Source organism: Streptomyces sp. NPDC001157 (genome assembly GCF_053598255.1).
This window is the reverse complement of record NZ_JBSFJW010000005.1, coordinates 47,831-62,804: the sequence shown is the minus strand read 5'-3', so window position 1 is coordinate 62,804 and position 14,974 is coordinate 47,831. Positions and strand designations below refer to the sequence as shown.

Below are 14,974 nucleotides of genomic sequence, written 5' to 3'. Positions count from 1 at the left end.
GGACGGGGGGGTGCTGCCGCTGTGCCGGTGTCGACGGGCCCGTACGGCTTGGGCAGGCGCATACCTCTGTCGGCCATGATCTGCCGCACGTGGGTGGGGGAGAGGGCCCTGACACCGGGGTTGGTGGCGGACGCCCTGGAGGAAGTCGTAGTTGGTGAGCGTGACGAGGGGCCACTCCGCGGTGCGCCTGCAGACGACGCCAGTTGGACCCGGCCCGACTGGACGGCCCGCACATGAGGACGGCGTGAAATGTACGTGCGCGGCAAGGGTCGCTTCTTCCGCTGCCGTTTTGTAGCGGCAGGCACTCTTGACAACATGCGTACTGTTTCGCGACGTTTGATCCTCGGCGGACAGTTCGGAACCCGAGGATCAATCGCGGAACGACCGTGTACACGGCCGGGAACCGGCTGATACTCAAAGAACGTGGTACGACGCGGACAGCGCGCCGCGGGGGGACGTCACGGGGGGAGCGGTCGCGGATGCGATCAATGAACAGGGGTCCACACGCTCTACCGGTCTGCCCTGCGGCCGGGTCGTCCCTCGCGGAGCCTGGGGAAGGGCGGATGATCTGACGTGGACGTCACGATCCACAGAGTCGACGAACTGAGCACCTCGCTGCGTTCGGCGTGGCATGCGGCGATGGACGAGTCCCCCGAGTACGCCAATCCTTTCCTGGCTCCGGAGTTCGCCCTCGGGATCGGCAGATACCGCGCCGGTACGCGGATCGCCGTCCTGCGTGAAGGCGGGGCGCCGGTCGGCTTCTTCCCGTACGAACGCAACGCCTTCGGTGTCGGCCGGGCCGTCGGGCTCGGCCTGTCCGACTGCCAGGCGCTGGTGCACCGTCCCGGCGTCACCTGGAACGCCCAGGAACTGCTGAGAGCCTGCGGCCTGTCCATCTTCGAGTTCGACCATCTCGTGGCGGAGCAGAAGCCTTTCGGCCGGCATGTCACGGGGACGTTCGCCTCCCCGGTCGTCGATCTGAAGCCCGACGAGAGCGGCTATGCGCCGTGGCTGCGCGGTGCGTACCCGGGGCTGGCCAAGACGACGCTGAAGAAGGAACGCCGTCTCGGGCGCGACGTCGGCGAGGTGCGCTTCGAGTTCGACGAGCGCGACCCGCGGATGCTGCGCCGGCTGATGCAGTGGAAGTCCGCCCAGTACCGCAGGACGGGCCGGATGGACCGCTTCTCGCGGCCGTGGATCGTCGACCTGGTGGACCATCTCTTCGAGGTCCGCGAGGAGCACTTCACGGGTGTGCTGTCGGTGCTGTACGCGGGCGACCGGCCGGTGGCGGCGCACTTCGGGCCAAGGTCGCGCACCGTGCTGGCCGCCTGGTTCACCGCATACGACCCCGACCTGCACTACTACTCACCCGGGCTGATGATGCATCTGCGCACCGCCGAGGCGGCGGCCCGCAACGGGGTGACGCTGATGGACCTGGGGCGCGGCGACAAGGAGTACAAGGACTGGCTCAAGACCCGCGAGCTGCGCGTGGCGGAAGGGTTCGCCAGCCGCCCCCACCCGGTCGCGGCGGCCCACCGGCTGTGGCGCAGACCCGTGCGGGGCCTGCGGAACACGGTCAACGCCCACCCCGAGCTGCGCGCACCCGCCGACCGGCTGCTGAAGACGGTCGGCACCCTGCGCACATCGAGACGGACGGACGCCGGCACCGCGCGGCCCCGCACACGCTGACAAGACCTCCGGCGTCAGCCCGCAGCGAAGTCCGCTCCGCCTGCCCGAGCAAAGGTGTAAGCATGTAATGCACGCCCTTGGGCCAGCGGAAAGGTCGACTCGTGGCCGAGACACTTTCCGAGCCCGACCGCTCCCCTCAGGAGCAGGCCGCGCTCGACGCCTACTCGCAGATCGTCACCTCCGTCGCAGCCGAACTCACCCCGAAGGTGGCGGCCCTGAACGTCGCGCACCGCCGCTCCAGAGGCCGGTTCGTGAGGGGGACCGGCTCCGCGGTGGTCTTCACCGACGACGGTTTCCTGCTCACCAACGCCCATGTCGTCGGGCACTCCGACGCCGGTACGGCGTCCTTCGCCGACGGCACGACCACCCCCTTCCACGTCATCGGCGCCGACCCGCTCTCCGACCTCGCGGTGGTGCGCGCCGACGGGCCGACACCGCCTCCGGCCCGGTTCGGCGAGGCCGACGCACTACGGGTGGGACAGCTCGTCGTGGCGGTCGGCAACCCCCTGGGACTGACCGGCAGCGTCACCGCCGGCGTGGTCAGCGCACTGGGCCGGTCGCTGCCGGCGAGCGCGGGCCGGGCGACCCGCGTCATCGACGACGTCGTCCAGACCGACGCCACCCTCCACCCCGGCAGCTCGGGCGGGGCGCTCGCCACGGCCGACGGCAGCGTCGTCGGCATCAACACCGCCATCGCCGACGTCGGCCTGGGCCTTGCCATCCCGGTGAACGGCACCAGCCGCCAGATCATCGCGACCCTGCTCTCCGAGGGCAGAGTCCGCCGCGCCTACCTCGGCCTGGCAGGTATCCCCGCGCCGCTGCCGCCCTTGCTACGGGCGCGTACCGGCCGCCCCACGGGCCTGCGGATCGTCGAGGTCGTGCCCGCATCCCCCGCCGCCCGGGCCGGACTGCGCGACGGCGACCTGCTGATCACCGTCCACGGCGAACCGGTGACCAGCGCCCAGGCTCTGCAGCGGCTGATGCTCGAGGACGCCATAGGACGCCCCCTCGCCCTGACCGCACTGCGCGGCGACGCCCTCGTCGATGTCATCGCCACACCGGTGGAGCTGATCGCGGACGACTGAGCGGCCGCGTGCTCTGCGCCGGGGCGGTGCGAACGCACCGGACTCGACGCGACTCGGCGCGTCCACCACCTGGCTGGTGGACGCGCTCAAGGCCTTCCGGGGAGCCTCCTCTCCCACTCCTTCGGCTTCCTCCGGCGCCTGAGGTGCCTCAGGGCTTGCCCGTCCAGGTGTGGGCCACGTCCACGATCACATGGCCGTCCACCCGCAGCACGCGGAACGGCAGCCGGGCCCGGACGCCGAGCCCGAGCTGGGTGTCGCCCTCGAAGCTGCCGCCGAACCGGGTGTCCCGGAAGGCGCGGTACCCGGTGAGGTCGACGCCCGGCAGCGGACGGCCCGCCCGGGCGGGATAGGTGGGCGCCCCCGTGGCGGGGTCGTAGCTGGGCGCATGCACCCGCACCTCGAGGACGGCACCGCCGCCGACGGGTATGAGACGCCCGGATCCGTCCTGGTAGAGGTGGCTGACGTACCCGACGGAGTAGCCGAGGCTGCTCCGGCCCGCGCCGGGGATGTCGATGACCATCCGGTCGTAGCAGGTGTGTCGGCCGGTCCTGACGTTCTTGACCGGCTTCGTCGTGGATGCTGCACGTGTCTTGGCGACGCTGCCCCAGCCGGTGGGGCAGGTGACGGTCTGGGTGGTGGTGGCCGGTGCGGCGTCGGCCGGGATCGCGGTCGCTCCCATTGCGGCGCCCAGGAGCATGAGCGTCGCCCATGCGGTTCTGCTGCGTGTTGCTCTGCTTCGTCTCATCACGTCCCCCGAAGCCTGGTTCGTACTGGTATTTGATGAGACATACAGGATGGCTGAAAGGTTGCGGTTGCAGGTTGGTCATCTCCAGGGTGCGCTCACGCGGCTTCCGCCGGCTACCAGGTCGGGATGAATCCGCCGTCGACCCGCACGTCGGTACCCACCGTGTTCGCCGCCCGGGCCCCGGCGAGGAACAGGACGGCGTTCGCGACCTCGTCGGGCTGCGAGAACCGGCCGGTGACCATGGCGTTCGCGGCGCCCTCCCTCACCGTCGACGGATCGGCGCCGGTCGCCCGGCTCACCGTGGCCGCCACGCCGTCGTCGGCCAGCCACAGATCGGTGGCGACGGGGCCGGGACTGACCGTGTTGACGCGGATCCCGCGGCCGCCCACCTCCTTCGACAGGCCCTTGGAGAAGGCGAGGAGCGCCGCCTTGGCCGCGCTGTAGTCGAGCACCAGGGGATCGGGCAGCGCGGCGTTCACCGAGGCGATGTTCACGATGCTGCCGCTGCCCTGCGCGAGCATGACCGGAAGCGCGGCGCGGGTCGCCCGGACCGCCGCCAGCAGGTTGAGGGTGAGCGAGGCCAGCCAGTCCTCGTCGGTGATGCTCAGAAACCCTTCGGGCCGGACGGGGGCGGCGCCGACGTTGTTGACCAGGATGTCGACGCGGTCGCCCGCCCGCGCGAGCAGGCGGGCGGGACCCGACTCCGTGGCGAGGTCGACCTCGACGACCTCGACGGCATCGGCCTTGGCCAACTCGTCCAGCTCTCCCGACGAGTGGCGGGCACCCGCGACCACCCGGGCCCCTTCGCCCGCCAGCGCCTGTACGACAGCGAGGCCGATGCCTCGGCTCGCTCCGGTGACGACGGCGACCTGACCGTCGAGTCCATGGTCCATGAGCTGCTCCTTGACGTGTCCGGGAGGGAGCCGGGGCGCTCGCCGCCCACCGAGCCGACCATATGGGCAAGGCCGGGGGACGTGCTTCGGTCATGTGACTGCTTCCCCGGCGCGCCCGCCCGTTTTCCGCCGACGCGCACACCCGCCGGAGCTCCCTCGCCGTGCGACACCCGCCCCGCCCGCACCGGCTGCCACCGCGGCCGCCGGTCTCCTCCACTTCGACGAGGCACGGCTGCGCTTCCGCCACCCGCTGGTCAGATCCGCCGTCGTGCAGTCCGAACCGTCCATCCGCCGACTGGCGGCCAACGCCGCCCTGGCCGATGTGCTGGGCGACGATCCGTACCGCCGTACCTTGCACCGCGCGCAGTCGATCGTGGGCCCCGACGACCAGGTCGCCGACGAACGGGAGCCCGGCGTGCGCTGACGGCCGCGCCGGCAGTCACCTGACTCAAGCCAAAGCACCGCCGAGCAGAGGAACATATGAGACGGACGCAAGCCTTTCCGCGCCCGTCGACCGACCCCGAACCGGCGGAAGGACCCGATCATGGCCGGCACTGCCCCACCCGTCGTCTTCATCCACGGCCTCTGGCTGCACCCGACCTCCTGGGCACCCTGGCAGGAGCTGTTCGAGGCCGCGGGCCACCGGACTCTCGCGCCCGGCTGGCCCGGCGTCGCCGAGACCGTCGAACTCGCCCGGGCCAACCCGGACTCCATCGCCGACCGCGGCATCGACGACGTCGTCGAGCACTACGCGGCCGTCATCGACGAACTGCCCGAACGCCCCGTCCTCATCGGCCACTCCTTCGGCGGGATGATCGCCGAGAAACTGCTCGGCCAGGACCGCGCGGCCGCCGCCATCGCCATCGACGCGGCCCAGATCAAGGGCGTCCTGCCGCTGCCGCTGTCGGCACTGCGCTCCACCTTCCCGGTCTTCGTCAACCCGGCCAACCGGCACCGCGCGGTGTCGCTGACGGCCGAGCAGTTCCGCTTCGCCTTCGGCAACGCGGTCGAGGCAGAGGAGTCCGACGCGTTGTACGAACGCTGGACCATCCCGGCGCCGGGCAAGCCTCTGTTCGAGGCCGCCGCTGCCAACTTCTCGCGGCACTCGCCGGCCAAGGTCGACACCGACAACGAGACCCGCGGCCCACTCCTCCTGATCATGGGAGGCCGTGACCACACCGTCCCCGAAGCCGTCACCAAGGCCACGCTCAAGCAGTACCGGCATTCGACGGCGGTGACCGAACTCGTGGAGTTCGCCGACCGCGGCCACTCGCTCACCGTGGACAGCGGCTGGCGGGAGGTCGCGGACGCCTGTCTGGTATGGCTCGGCAAGCAGGGGTTGCGGCCGGACACCGCGCCCTGAGGAAGGGGTACGACCCCTCAGCTCACCCTGAGCACGACCTTCCCGCGGCGGTGCTCCCGCTCCAGCGCCGTGTACGCGCCCCCCCGCGTCCGCCAGCGGCACCACCCGGTCGATGCGCGGCGTCAGCCTCCCCGACTCGAACAGCCGGGCCAGTTCGGTGAGCCCGGCACGGTCCGGTTCGACCACGAAGAACACCCCGCGTGCCTCGCCCGCCCGGCTGGTGTCGGGCTGGGCGACGATGCTGACGAGCACGCCGCCGGGCCGCAGCACCTGCCAGGAGCGGGTCTGGCTGTCGCCGCCGACCGTGTCGAAGACCAGGTCGACCTCCTTGACCTGGTCCTCGAACCGCTCGCTCGCGTAGTCGACGACGTGCTCCGCACCCAGCTCACGCACGAATTCCGCGTCCTCGGCCGAGGCGGTGGCGGTGACCGAGGCACCCAGTGCCGCGGCGATCTGCACCACGAAGGAGCCCACCCCGCCCGCCCCACCGTGCACCAGCACCCGTCGGCCCGCGGTGAGGCCACCGTGGCGGACGAGGCCCTGCCAGGCCGTCAGCCCCGCGAGCGTCGACGCGGCCGCGGCGTCGTGGGACAGCGCCGCGGGCTTGACGGCCAGCACCCCCGCCGGGACGGCGGTGAACTCCGCTGCCGCACCGTCCCGCGTGAAGGGAATCAGACCGAACACCTCGTCACCGACCGACAACTCCGATACCTCCGACCCGTACCTGACCATGGTGATCCTCGCGGCCCGGCGCGGCTTGAGTCGGATGACTGAGCCAGTTGCCGACCCTGCTGATCAGGCCTGTCTGCAAGGGCCAAAAAATTCTGGGAGCAGCCATGCACAGCTGATCGGGGGCACCGTTCGCCGTCAGCGCGGCCCATGCGTCCAGCGCCCGCCCAGCATGGTGGCGTGCACCGGCATCTCCCGCAGCGTGCGCGCGTCCGCCTGCGCAGGGTCCACGTCCACGACCACCAGGTCGGCCGTGTCACCGACCCGGAGCCCTGAACGTCCCCGTGCCGACGCCGCGAGGGCCGCCGCCACCGGGATCCGCTGCTCCGGATGCCAGGCGGGCCGCTCGTCGCCGGTCCGGTGCACGGCCGCCGCGATGCCCAGCCACGGGTCGAGCGGTGAGACGGGAGCGTCGGAGCCGAACTCCAGCCGGGCGCCGGACGCCAGCAGGTCGCCGTAGGCGAAGGCGCGCCCGGTGCGCCCGGCCCAGTGGTGGTCCGCCATATCGCGGTCGTCGGTGGCATGTGCGGGCTGCACCCCGGCGGTGACGCCCAGTGCCGCGAACCGCTCCACATCGGCGGCCGACAGCAGCTGGGCGTGCTCGATGCGGCCCCGGCAGCCGACGTCCGCGAACGCGTCGAGCGCGAGGGTGTTGGCCCGGTCGCCGATCGCGTGCACGGCGGGCTCGATGCCATGGGCGGCGGCACGCCGCATCAGACGGACCAGCTCCGCGTACGCGGTCTCCTGGATGCCGTATGCCTCCTCCGTGCCCTCCAGCCCCGGGTAGGGATCGCAGCACAGCGCCGTCCGCGTGTTGAGCGAACCGTCCGTGAACAGCTTGAGCGGGCCGACCCGGACCAGGCCGCCGGTGCCGGGCAGCAGGTCACCCGTCCTCAACCCGCCCTCGATGACCGCATCCAGATGCCGGGGGTAGACGGCGGCCTGCACCCGTACGGCGAGCGCCGAACGCGCCGCCCGTCGACTCCAGTCGGCGAGGTTGTCGGAGAAGTGGAAGTCGATGATGCCCGTGACGCCCCGCGCGGCGGCATCCCGGCAGGCCTGAGCCACCCACTCGTCGAGGACCTCGACGGGCACCTCGGGCAGCGCCTGCATGGCCTCGAAGCACTCGTGCTCGCGCAGCAGTCCCGTCGCATGGCCGCCGCGGCCGACCAGTGCCAGGCATACCGAGTTCAGCCAGACGGCATGCAGATCGGCACTGACCAGCGCGACCGGCCGGTCCGGGCAGACGGAGTCGAGCAATGCCTTGTGGGGCGTGTCCGGCCACAGACCGTCCCGGAAGCCCTGCCCCAGGACCATCTCGTCGGCGGGCAGACCCGCGGCGTGCAGACGCACGGTTTCAGCGACCGCCCGCGCGGACTCCAGCCCGGCGAGATCGACCCGATGACGGTTGCCGGCCCACTGTGCCGCGTGCACATGGGCGTCCCAGAGGCCCGGCAGCACCGTCCGCCCGTCCATGTCGAACACCGGACCGCCGGGGTCCCTCTCCACCTCGACGGCGACGACCCGGCCGTCCGCGACACGCACACTGCCCAGCGGCCCACCGGCGCCCAACCGCACTCGGGAGAGCGTCAGCGCGGGCGGCGTGCCGAGTGCGTCCGCGGCGGTGCCGGGTATGCCGTCGAGGCTCGTCATCAAGGCTCCAGTGGTGAGGTCCCGGTGATCGGCTTCTGAGGCTACGCGGCGACGGAGCGGTGCAGGCGGGTGGAGCTCCGGTAGGTGGAGATGCCCACGGCCAGCAGCCAGTAGCTGAGGATCGCTCCCATCAGGGCGGTCGTGCCCCAGCCGTTCGCCGCGTAGAAGTGCGCGGGTGTGTTGCCGAAGAACAGGGACGGTACGAAGGCCAGGTTGATCGCGGCCAGGACGTAGGCCGAGCGGCTGATCCAGCGGGGCAGCACGTCGGTGCGCGCGACGACGTGGCCGACCGCCGCCAGGAACAGGCCCAGCATCAGCCGGGAGATCGACCCGTAGAGGATGTATGTCCCGTTGACCGTGATGGTCGGATCGATCGGATGGTCGGTGGCGATCACCGCGCCGGCCTCCAGTCCCATGGAGACCAGGGTGATCGTCGCGTAGACCAGCCCTGTGGCGGAGGCGATCGAACCTGCCCACTCGTAGGCGGGATGCGTGCGCTTGATCAGTTCACGGAAGGCCGTCACGAACACGACCAGGCAGGCGAGGGCGACGATGCCCAGCAACAGCCGGGCGAGCACGTTCGCGTCCGGCGGCGGGCCCGAATAGACGAAGTACAGGGGTACTTCGACGATCAGTGCGGCCGCGGCGGCGATGCCGGCGACGCCGGTCAGGCGCCTGGCGAAGGTTTCGGTCATGGGTGTTCCCCCGAGTCCGTGAGGTGGATTCCGCGTCGGCCCGGTTGCCGACATCAAGAATCCTCCCGGCCGCGGGGCCCGCCGTCCCTGGGCCTGAGGACCGGATCCACGGTGTCCTCAGCACCACCCTCAGCCCAGGGCCTTGTCCAGGTTGAAGGCGGCGCTGATGAGCGCGAGATGGGTGAACGCCTGCGGGAAGTTGCCCTGTTGCTCGCCGGTGTGACTGATCTCCTCGGCGTACAGGCCCAGATGGTTGGCGTAGGTGAGCATCTTCTCGAAGGCGAGGCGTGCCTCGTCGATGCGGCCGGCGTGGACCATGGCCTCGACGTACCAGAACGAGCAGATGGAGAACGTGCCTTCGTCGCCGCGCAGCCCGTCGGGGCTCGCCATCGGGTCGTAGCGGTAGACCAGGGAGTCGGACACCAGGTCGTGGGTGAGCGCGTCGAGGGTGGACAGCCACTTGGGGTCGGTGGGGGCGATGAACTTCGTCAGCGGCATCATCAGGACGGCCGCGTCGAGCACGTCGTCGCCGCCCTCGTGCTGGACGAACGCCTGCCGGGTCTCGGACCAGCCCCGCTTCATGATCCGCCGGTAGATCGTGTCGCGGCGCTCGCGCCAGCGGGGCAGGTCGGCGGGCAGACCGCGCCGGTTGGCCATGCGGATGGCCCGCTCGATGGCCACCCAGCACATCAGCCGTGAGTACAGGAAGTTCTTGCGGCCGCCGCGGGTCTCCCATATCCCCTCGTCCGGCTGGTCCCAGTGCTCGCACACCCAGTCCACCAGCGCGCACACGTCGTCCCACTGGGCGCTGGAGATGGGCTTGGCCCATTTGTCGTAGAGGTAGATCGAGTCGATCAGCGCGCCGTAGATGTCGAGCTGGAGCTGGTCGGCTGCGGCGTTGCCGATGCGTACCGGCGCGGAGCCCTGATGCCCCTCCAGGTGGTCGAGTTCGAGCTCGGTGAGGTCGGTGCGGCCGTCGATGCCGTACATGATCTGCAGGGGTGCGGAGTCCCCGTCGGTCGACGGACTGACGTGCCGGGTCAGGAAGTTCATGAACGCCTCGGCCTCCTCGGTGAAGCCGAGCCGCAGCAGTGCGTACACGGCGAAGGCGGCGTCGCGCACCCATACGTACCGGTAGTCCCAGTTGCGTTCGCCGCCCAGCTGCTCGGGCAGGCTCGTGGTCGGCGCGGCCACGATCGCGCCGGTGGGCGCGTAGGTGAGCAGCTTCAGGGTGAGGGCGGAGCGGTGCACCATCTCCCGCCAGCGGCCACGGTACTTGGAGGCCGAGAGCCAGCGCCGCCAGTACGCCACCGTCGTGCCGAACTGCTCCTCCGCCTCCAGCTTGGCGCACCGGCGCGGCTCCACGTCGCCGCCGACCTGGTCCAGCGCGAACACCGCGGTCTCGCCCTCGGAGAGCTTGAAGTCGGCCTGCACGTCCAGCCCGTCGGCCTCCAGCGGCACCGTGGCCGTCAGCGCGAGCGACAGCCCCTCGGACGCGAACACCGCGACCTCGCCGACCAGACGGACGGTGTGCGGCCGGGTGCCGTAGTCGAAGCGCGGGGCCACCCGTGTGCGGAACGGGATGGAGCCGCGCACGCACACCACCCGCCGTATCAGCCGGTGCCGCTCGGTCTCGACGTCCCTGCCGTTGAGCGGCATGAAGTCCTGCACCTCGCCGACGCCGTCCTCGGTGAAGAACCGGGTGATCAGGACGTTGGTGTCGGGGAAGTAGAACTGCTTCGTCTTCGCCGGTACGGACGCCGCCAGCTCGAAGGAGCCGCCGCGCTCCGCGTCCAGGATCGCCGCGAAGACGCTCGGCGCGTCGAAGGCCGGGCAGCAGTACCAGTCGATGGTGCCGTCGGTGCCCACGAGGGCCACGCTGCGCAGATCGCCGATCAGACCGTGCTCGGCGATCGGCAGATACCGGGGAGCGGCCCCCGGGACGCCCTGGTCGATCGCTCCTGAGCTCATCGCAGCCTCCCTGCCCCGACCCGCATCCCGCTTCCCAGCCTAGGCGGAATCAGGCGGCCGGGCGTGAGGATCGCGGAGGCCGGGGCGCACTGTCGGGAGTCAGACCGTGACGACCGCGATCCCCGCCTCCTCGAAGCGGCGCACCGACTCCGCGCTCGCCGCCGTGTCCGTGACCAGGGTGTCCACCGACTCGGCCGCGCAGATCCGGGCGAACGCCCGTCGGCCCAGCTTGCTGGAGTCGGCGGCGACGACCACCCGCTCGGCGCGCTGGCACAGCAGCCGGTTGATCGCGGCCTCCGCCTCGTCGTGCGCGGCTGCGCCGTGCGTGACGTCGAAGGCGACGACACCGAGCACGGCCACATCGAGGGTGATCTGGCCGAGCACGCCGTCCGCGAGCGGCCCGATGAGCTCGTACGACTGCGGACGCGCCACCCCGCCGGTCACCACGATCTTGAACTGGGGGCGCACCGCGAGCTCGTTGGCGATGTTGAGCGCGTTGGTGACGACGGTGAGCGCCGGGGAACCGGAGGCGAGATCGCTGCGCACGGCCAGGGCCCGCGCCACCTCGGTGGTGGTCGTGCCGCCGGTCAGCCCCACCGCCTCGCCGGGCGCGACCAGTCCGGCCACCGCCTTCGCGATCCGCTGCTTCTCGGAGGCGTGCCGGGCGGTCTTGTAGCGCAGCGGCAGCTCGTACGACACCCCGTGCACGACCGCGCCGCCCCGCGTGCGGACGAGCATCTGCTGCTCGGCGAGCTGGTCGAAGTCGCGCCGGATCGTCGCGGCCGAGACCTCCAGCTCGGCGGCCGCCTCCTCGACGTCCAGCCGGCCGCGCTCGACGAGCAGTTCCAGCAGCGCCTTCCAGCGGGCGTCCCGGGACATGCCCACCCTCCGTTCCTCGATCTCCCGGCGACCCTAGCGCACCCCGTATGAGCTCGAATGCTTGATACTGCTCGAAAACTCGCTATATCTTGCAAGAACAATCACGCACGCCATCGAGTCAGTACCGGAAACAGGGGAGGGCCCGGCATGACCCATGTCGAGGACGAGCTGACCAGCCAGCCCGAGTGCTGGATACGCGCCGCGTCGGAGACGGACCGGCACCGCGGAGCGCTCCCGGCGCCCGGGGAGCGGGTCGCGATCGTCGGGTGCGGCACCTCGTACTTCATGGCGCAGGCGGCCGCCGCACTGCGCGAGGGCGCGGGACAGGGCGAGACGGACGCCTTCGCCGCCTCCGAGTTCCCCCACGGCCGCTCCTACGACCGTGTCATGGCCCTCACCCGCTCCGGCACCACCACCGAAGTGCTCGACCTGCTGGGCCAGTTGAGGGGCCGCACGCGAACGACGGCGATCACCGCCGACCCGGACACGCCGGTCATGGCGGCCGCCGACGACCTCGTCGTGCTCGACTACTCGGACGAACGCTCCGTCGTGCAGACGCGGTTCGCGACGACCGCGCTGACCCTGCTCCGCGCCCATCTGGGCGCGCACACCGACGCCGTCGTCGCCGACGCCCGCAGCGCCCTCACGACCCCGCTGCCCGAAGGGCTCGTCGACTGCACGCAGTTCACCTTCCTGGGCCGCGGCTGGACGGTGGGCCTGGCCAACGAGGCCGGACTGAAGATGCGCGAGGCCTCACTCGCCTGGACCGAGGCCTACCCGGCGATGGAGTACCGGCACGGCCCCATCAGTATCACCACCCACGGCACGGCGACCTGGATGCTCGGTGAAGCCCCGGAGGGCCTGGCCGAACAGGTGCGCGCCACCGGCGGGCTGTGGATCGCGGGCGGCCTCGACCCGCTCGCCGAACTGGTCCGCGCCCAGCGCCTCGCGGTCGCCGTCGCCGCGGCCCGCGGGCTCGACCCGGACCAGCCGCGCCACCTCACCCGCTCGGTGATCCTCACGCCCTGACGCACCCACGAAACGCTGGAAGGGAGAAGCCGTGTCCCTCGTCACGGCCGGTGAACTGGTCTCCCGGGCCGGCGCCGCGTGCTGCGCCGTCGCGGTGCGCGGGCTCGACTTGGACCGGCCGAGCCATCTCACCCGCTCGGTGGTCCTCACGCCCTGACGCACCCCCACAAGTCCGAAGGGAGAAGCCGTGCCCCTCGCCACCACCGGCGAGCTCGTCAGCCGGGCCGCCGCCGAGCGCTCCGCCATCGCCGCCTTCAACATCATCACCCTCGAACACGTCGAGGCCGTCATCGCCGGCGCCGAGTCCGCCGAGGCCCCCGTCGTCCTCCAGGTCAGCGAGAACGCCGTCAAGTTCCGCTACGGCCGACTGCTCCCGCTCGCCCGCGCGGCCCTCGCCGCCGCCGAACGTGCCGGAGTGCCGGTCGCGCTGCACCTCGACCACGTCCAGAGCGACGATCTGCTGCGCCAGGCTGCGGACGCGGGATTCAGCTCGGTGATGTACGACGCGGCCCGTCTGCCCTACGAGCAGAACCTCGCCGCGACCAGAGCCGCCGTCGACTGGGCGCACGCTCAAGGCCTCTGGATCGAGGCCGAGTTGGGGCAGGTCGCCGGAAAGACGGGCGAGCCCCCGCTGGACGCCCACGCGCCCGGCGCCCGCACCGACCCCGCCCAGGCGCGCACCTTCGTCGCCGACTCCGGTGTGAACGCCCTCGCCGTCGCGATCGGCAGCACCCACGCCATGACCACCCGCACCGCGACCCTCGACCACGACCTCCTCAAACGACTGTCGGCCGCTGTGGACGTGCCACTGGTCCTGCACGGCTCCTCGGGCGTACCGGACCACGAGCTCGCCGCGGCGGTCGCCGGAGGCATCGCCAAGGTGAACGTCGGCACGGCTCTCAACATCGCCATGACGGGCGCGATCCGCGACTTCCTCGCCGCCCATCCCGAGGCGGTCGACTCACGCAAGTACCTGAGCGTGGGCAGAGAGGCGATGGTGCATGCGGTGACCGAGATCATCCGGACGGTCGCCCGGCCCACCACCTGATCATCTCTTGACGGCCTTCAGCACCACGAACTTCGGGTCGCCGGCGACCAGTTGACTGTTGCCGAACACCTTGCGCAGCTTCACGTGGTAGCCCAGGTGCCGGTTGCCGACCACCCACATCTCACCACCGGGACGCAGCACACGCCGCGCCCCGGTGAACATCCGCCACGCCGTCGTGTCGGTCGTCGCCTGGTGCGAGTGGAACGGCGGGTTGCTGAGCACGAGGTCGACGCTCTCGTCCGGCACCCCCGTCAGCCCGTCCCCGACCCGGAACTCCGCGTGCCCGGGCACCCCGTTCGCCTTGTACGTCCCCTCCGCCGAGGCCACGGCCTGGAACGACTCGTCCACGAACAGCACCTCGGCCGACGGCTCGGCCAGCGCCACCGCCGTACCGACCACACCGTTGCCGCAGCCCAGGTCCACCACCCGCCGGCCGCCGAGTGCGGCCGGCAGGTGCTGCAGGAAGAAGCGGGTGCCGATGTCGAGGCGGTCGGCGCAGAACACACCCGCGTGGTTGACCACGGTGCGCCCCGAGACCGGGCCGATGCCCTCGGGCAGCGCGTAGCTGTACGGCCACGGGTTCGCGGGCCGCTCCGGCGCGGTGTCGGGCGTGCAGAAGATCAGCCGGGCCTTCCGCTCGGCCAGCGAGGTGCGGGTGGGCCCCAGGATCCGCTCGAACAACTGCAGCGTCGAGGTGTGGATCTCCTTCACCATCCCGGTGCCGACGACGACCGTCCCCTCGTGCACCGCGGGCGCCAGCCGCAGCAGCTGGTCCTCCAGGAGCGCGAGACTCTTGGGCACCCTGACCAGGAGGACGTCGACGCGGTCGGGCGGCGGATCCTGCGTGGTCAGCAGCCGTACGGCACCGGTCTCGACGCCGGCCCGGGCCAGGTTCGCGCGGGTCGCCTCCTGCGCCAGGTACGAGTCGGTGATCTGCACGGGCCGGTGCGCCGCAAGGGCGGTGGCCAGCGCGCCCCAGCGGTCGCCGAGGACCACGACCGTGCCGGACAGCGGGACCTTCTCGGCCGCCAGGTGCCTGAGCAGGTACTCGTCGGAGGCGTCCCAGGCGCGCAGCCTCTCGCGCGGGTCCTCGGGGAAACGGGCCAGCGCGAACTCGCCCCACGGCGTCGTCATACGGTCGTTCATCGTGCGTCAAGGCTAGCCGAGCCGCAGCTCACGGCCGGTGGGGGGAGGA

The 14,974-nt window shown here is 71.4% G+C and carries 14 protein-coding genes and 1 pseudogene; 7 read left to right on the top strand and 8 right to left on the bottom strand.

Annotated elements, in window-relative coordinates:
• The first annotated feature begins 573 nt into the window (after positions 1-573).
• Both ACWDAG_RS10835 and ACWDAG_RS10830 read left to right on the top strand, forming a co-directional pair.
• Positions 574-1,689 carry a GNAT family N-acetyltransferase gene (locus tag ACWDAG_RS10835; protein WP_450695256.1) on the top strand — a complete coding sequence of 372 codons (1,116 nt, stop codon included), beginning with the start codon at positions 574-576 and terminating at the stop codon, positions 1,687-1,689.
• A gap of 101 nt (positions 1,690-1,790) precedes the next feature.
• Positions 1,791-2,774: a S1C family serine protease gene (locus ACWDAG_RS10830; protein ID WP_450695255.1), complete on the top strand. Its 984-nt coding sequence runs from the start codon at positions 1,791-1,793 to the stop codon at positions 2,772-2,774.
• 148 nt (positions 2,775-2,922) lie between these two features.
• Here the strand turns inward: ACWDAG_RS10830 and ACWDAG_RS10825 are convergent, their stop codons facing one another.
• Both ACWDAG_RS10825 and ACWDAG_RS10820 read right to left on the bottom strand, forming a co-directional pair.
• Positions 2,923-3,519 (bottom strand): AMIN-like domain-containing (lipo)protein, encoded by a 597-nt coding sequence (locus ACWDAG_RS10825; protein ID WP_450695254.1) that lies wholly within the window; start codon positions 3,517-3,519, stop codon positions 2,923-2,925.
• 113 nt (positions 3,520-3,632) lie between these two features.
• Positions 3,633-4,412 carry an SDR family NAD(P)-dependent oxidoreductase gene (locus ACWDAG_RS10820; protein WP_450695253.1) on the bottom strand — a complete coding sequence of 260 codons (780 nt, stop codon included), beginning with the start codon at positions 4,410-4,412 and terminating at the stop codon, positions 3,633-3,635.
• A gap of 94 nt (positions 4,413-4,506) precedes the next feature.
• Here ACWDAG_RS10820 and ACWDAG_RS10815 point away from each other — a divergent pair, with 94 nt between their 5' ends.
• Positions 4,507-4,836, top strand: a complete 330-nt coding sequence (locus tag ACWDAG_RS10815; RefSeq protein WP_450695252.1) for a hypothetical protein — start codon at positions 4,507-4,509, stop codon at positions 4,834-4,836.
• Positions 4,837-4,956: 120 nt separating this feature from the next.
• The gene (locus ACWDAG_RS10810) at positions 4,957-5,775 is read left to right on the top strand and encodes an alpha/beta hydrolase (RefSeq protein WP_450695251.1); all 819 of its coding nucleotides are present in this window, start codon (positions 4,957-4,959) and stop codon (positions 5,773-5,775) included.
• 144 nt (positions 5,776-5,919) lie between these two features.
• On the opposite strand, the pseudogene ACWDAG_RS10805 reads toward ACWDAG_RS10810, so the two are convergent.
• The 5 genes and pseudogenes from ACWDAG_RS10805 to ACWDAG_RS10785 all read right to left on the bottom strand — a co-directional run.
• Positions 5,920-6,507, bottom strand: a pseudogene (locus tag ACWDAG_RS10805) (NADP-dependent oxidoreductase); the annotation flags it as partial.
• Positions 6,508-6,642: 135 nt separating this feature from the next.
• The gene (locus ACWDAG_RS10800) at positions 6,643-8,157 is read right to left on the bottom strand and encodes an amidohydrolase (protein ID WP_450695250.1); all 1,515 of its coding nucleotides are present in this window, start codon (positions 8,155-8,157) and stop codon (positions 6,643-6,645) included.
• Positions 8,158-8,198: 41 nt separating this feature from the next.
• On the bottom strand, positions 8,199-8,852 hold the full coding sequence (locus ACWDAG_RS10795; protein WP_450695249.1) for a hypothetical protein: 654 nt from the start codon (positions 8,850-8,852) through the stop codon (positions 8,199-8,201).
• 129 nt (positions 8,853-8,981) lie between these two features.
• The gene (locus ACWDAG_RS10790) at positions 8,982-10,823 is read right to left on the bottom strand and encodes a glycoside hydrolase family 15 protein (protein ID WP_450695248.1); all 1,842 of its coding nucleotides are present in this window, start codon (positions 10,821-10,823) and stop codon (positions 8,982-8,984) included.
• Positions 10,824-10,922: 99 nt separating this feature from the next.
• On the bottom strand, positions 10,923-11,702 hold the full coding sequence (locus ACWDAG_RS10785) for a DeoR/GlpR family DNA-binding transcription regulator (RefSeq protein WP_450695247.1): 780 nt from the start codon (positions 11,700-11,702) through the stop codon (positions 10,923-10,925).
• A 147-nt stretch (positions 11,703-11,849) separates the two neighbouring features.
• On the opposite strand from ACWDAG_RS10785, the gene ACWDAG_RS10780 reads away from it, so the two are divergent.
• Genes ACWDAG_RS10780 through ACWDAG_RS10770 form a run of 3 tightly spaced genes read left to right on the top strand, consistent with a single transcriptional unit; the run spans position 11,850 to position 13,779 of the window.
• On the top strand, positions 11,850-12,731 hold the full coding sequence (locus tag ACWDAG_RS10780) for an SIS domain-containing protein (protein ID WP_450695246.1): 882 nt from the start codon (positions 11,850-11,852) through the stop codon (positions 12,729-12,731).
• A 31-nt stretch (positions 12,732-12,762) separates the two neighbouring features.
• Positions 12,763-12,888, top strand: a complete 126-nt coding sequence (locus ACWDAG_RS10775; RefSeq protein WP_450695245.1) for a hypothetical protein — start codon at positions 12,763-12,765, stop codon at positions 12,886-12,888.
• A gap of 30 nt (positions 12,889-12,918) precedes the next feature.
• On the top strand, positions 12,919-13,779 hold the full coding sequence (locus tag ACWDAG_RS10770; RefSeq protein WP_450695244.1) for a class II fructose-bisphosphate aldolase: 861 nt from the start codon (positions 12,919-12,921) through the stop codon (positions 13,777-13,779).
• Here the strand turns inward: ACWDAG_RS10770 and ACWDAG_RS10765 are convergent, their stop codons facing one another.
• Positions 13,780-14,913, bottom strand: coding sequence for a methyltransferase (locus ACWDAG_RS10765; RefSeq protein WP_450695566.1), 1,134 nt, complete (start codon positions 14,911-14,913; stop codon positions 13,780-13,782).
• Positions 14,914-14,974 lie beyond the last annotated feature (61 nt).

Bases quoted from the DNA above. Each gene is read 5' to 3' on its own strand.
- ACWDAG_RS10825 (WP_450695254.1), bottom strand. From the start codon at position 3,519: ATGAGACGAAGCAGAGCAACACGCAGCAGAACCGCATGGGCGACGCTC.
- ACWDAG_RS10820 (WP_450695253.1), bottom strand. From the start codon at position 4,412: ATGGACCATGGACTCGACGGTCAGGTCGCCGTCGTCACCGGAGCGAGC.
- ACWDAG_RS10810 (WP_450695251.1), top strand. From the start codon at position 4,957: ATGGCCGGCACTGCCCCACCCGTCGTCTTCATCCACGGCCTCTGGCTG.
- ACWDAG_RS10800 (WP_450695250.1), bottom strand. From the start codon at position 8,157: ATGACGAGCCTCGACGGCATACCCGGCACCGCCGCGGACGCACTCGGC.
- ACWDAG_RS10795 (WP_450695249.1), bottom strand. From the start codon at position 8,852: ATGACCGAAACCTTCGCCAGGCGCCTGACCGGCGTCGCCGGCATCGCC.
- ACWDAG_RS10790 (WP_450695248.1), bottom strand. From the start codon at position 10,823: ATGAGCTCAGGAGCGATCGACCAGGGCGTCCCGGGGGCCGCTCCCCGG.
- ACWDAG_RS10785 (WP_450695247.1), bottom strand. From the start codon at position 11,702: ATGTCCCGGGACGCCCGCTGGAAGGCGCTGCTGGAACTGCTCGTCGAG.
- ACWDAG_RS10780 (WP_450695246.1), top strand. From the start codon at position 11,850: ATGACCCATGTCGAGGACGAGCTGACCAGCCAGCCCGAGTGCTGGATA.
- ACWDAG_RS10765 (WP_450695566.1), bottom strand. From the start codon at position 14,913: ATGACGACGCCGTGGGGCGAGTTCGCGCTGGCCCGTTTCCCCGAGGAC.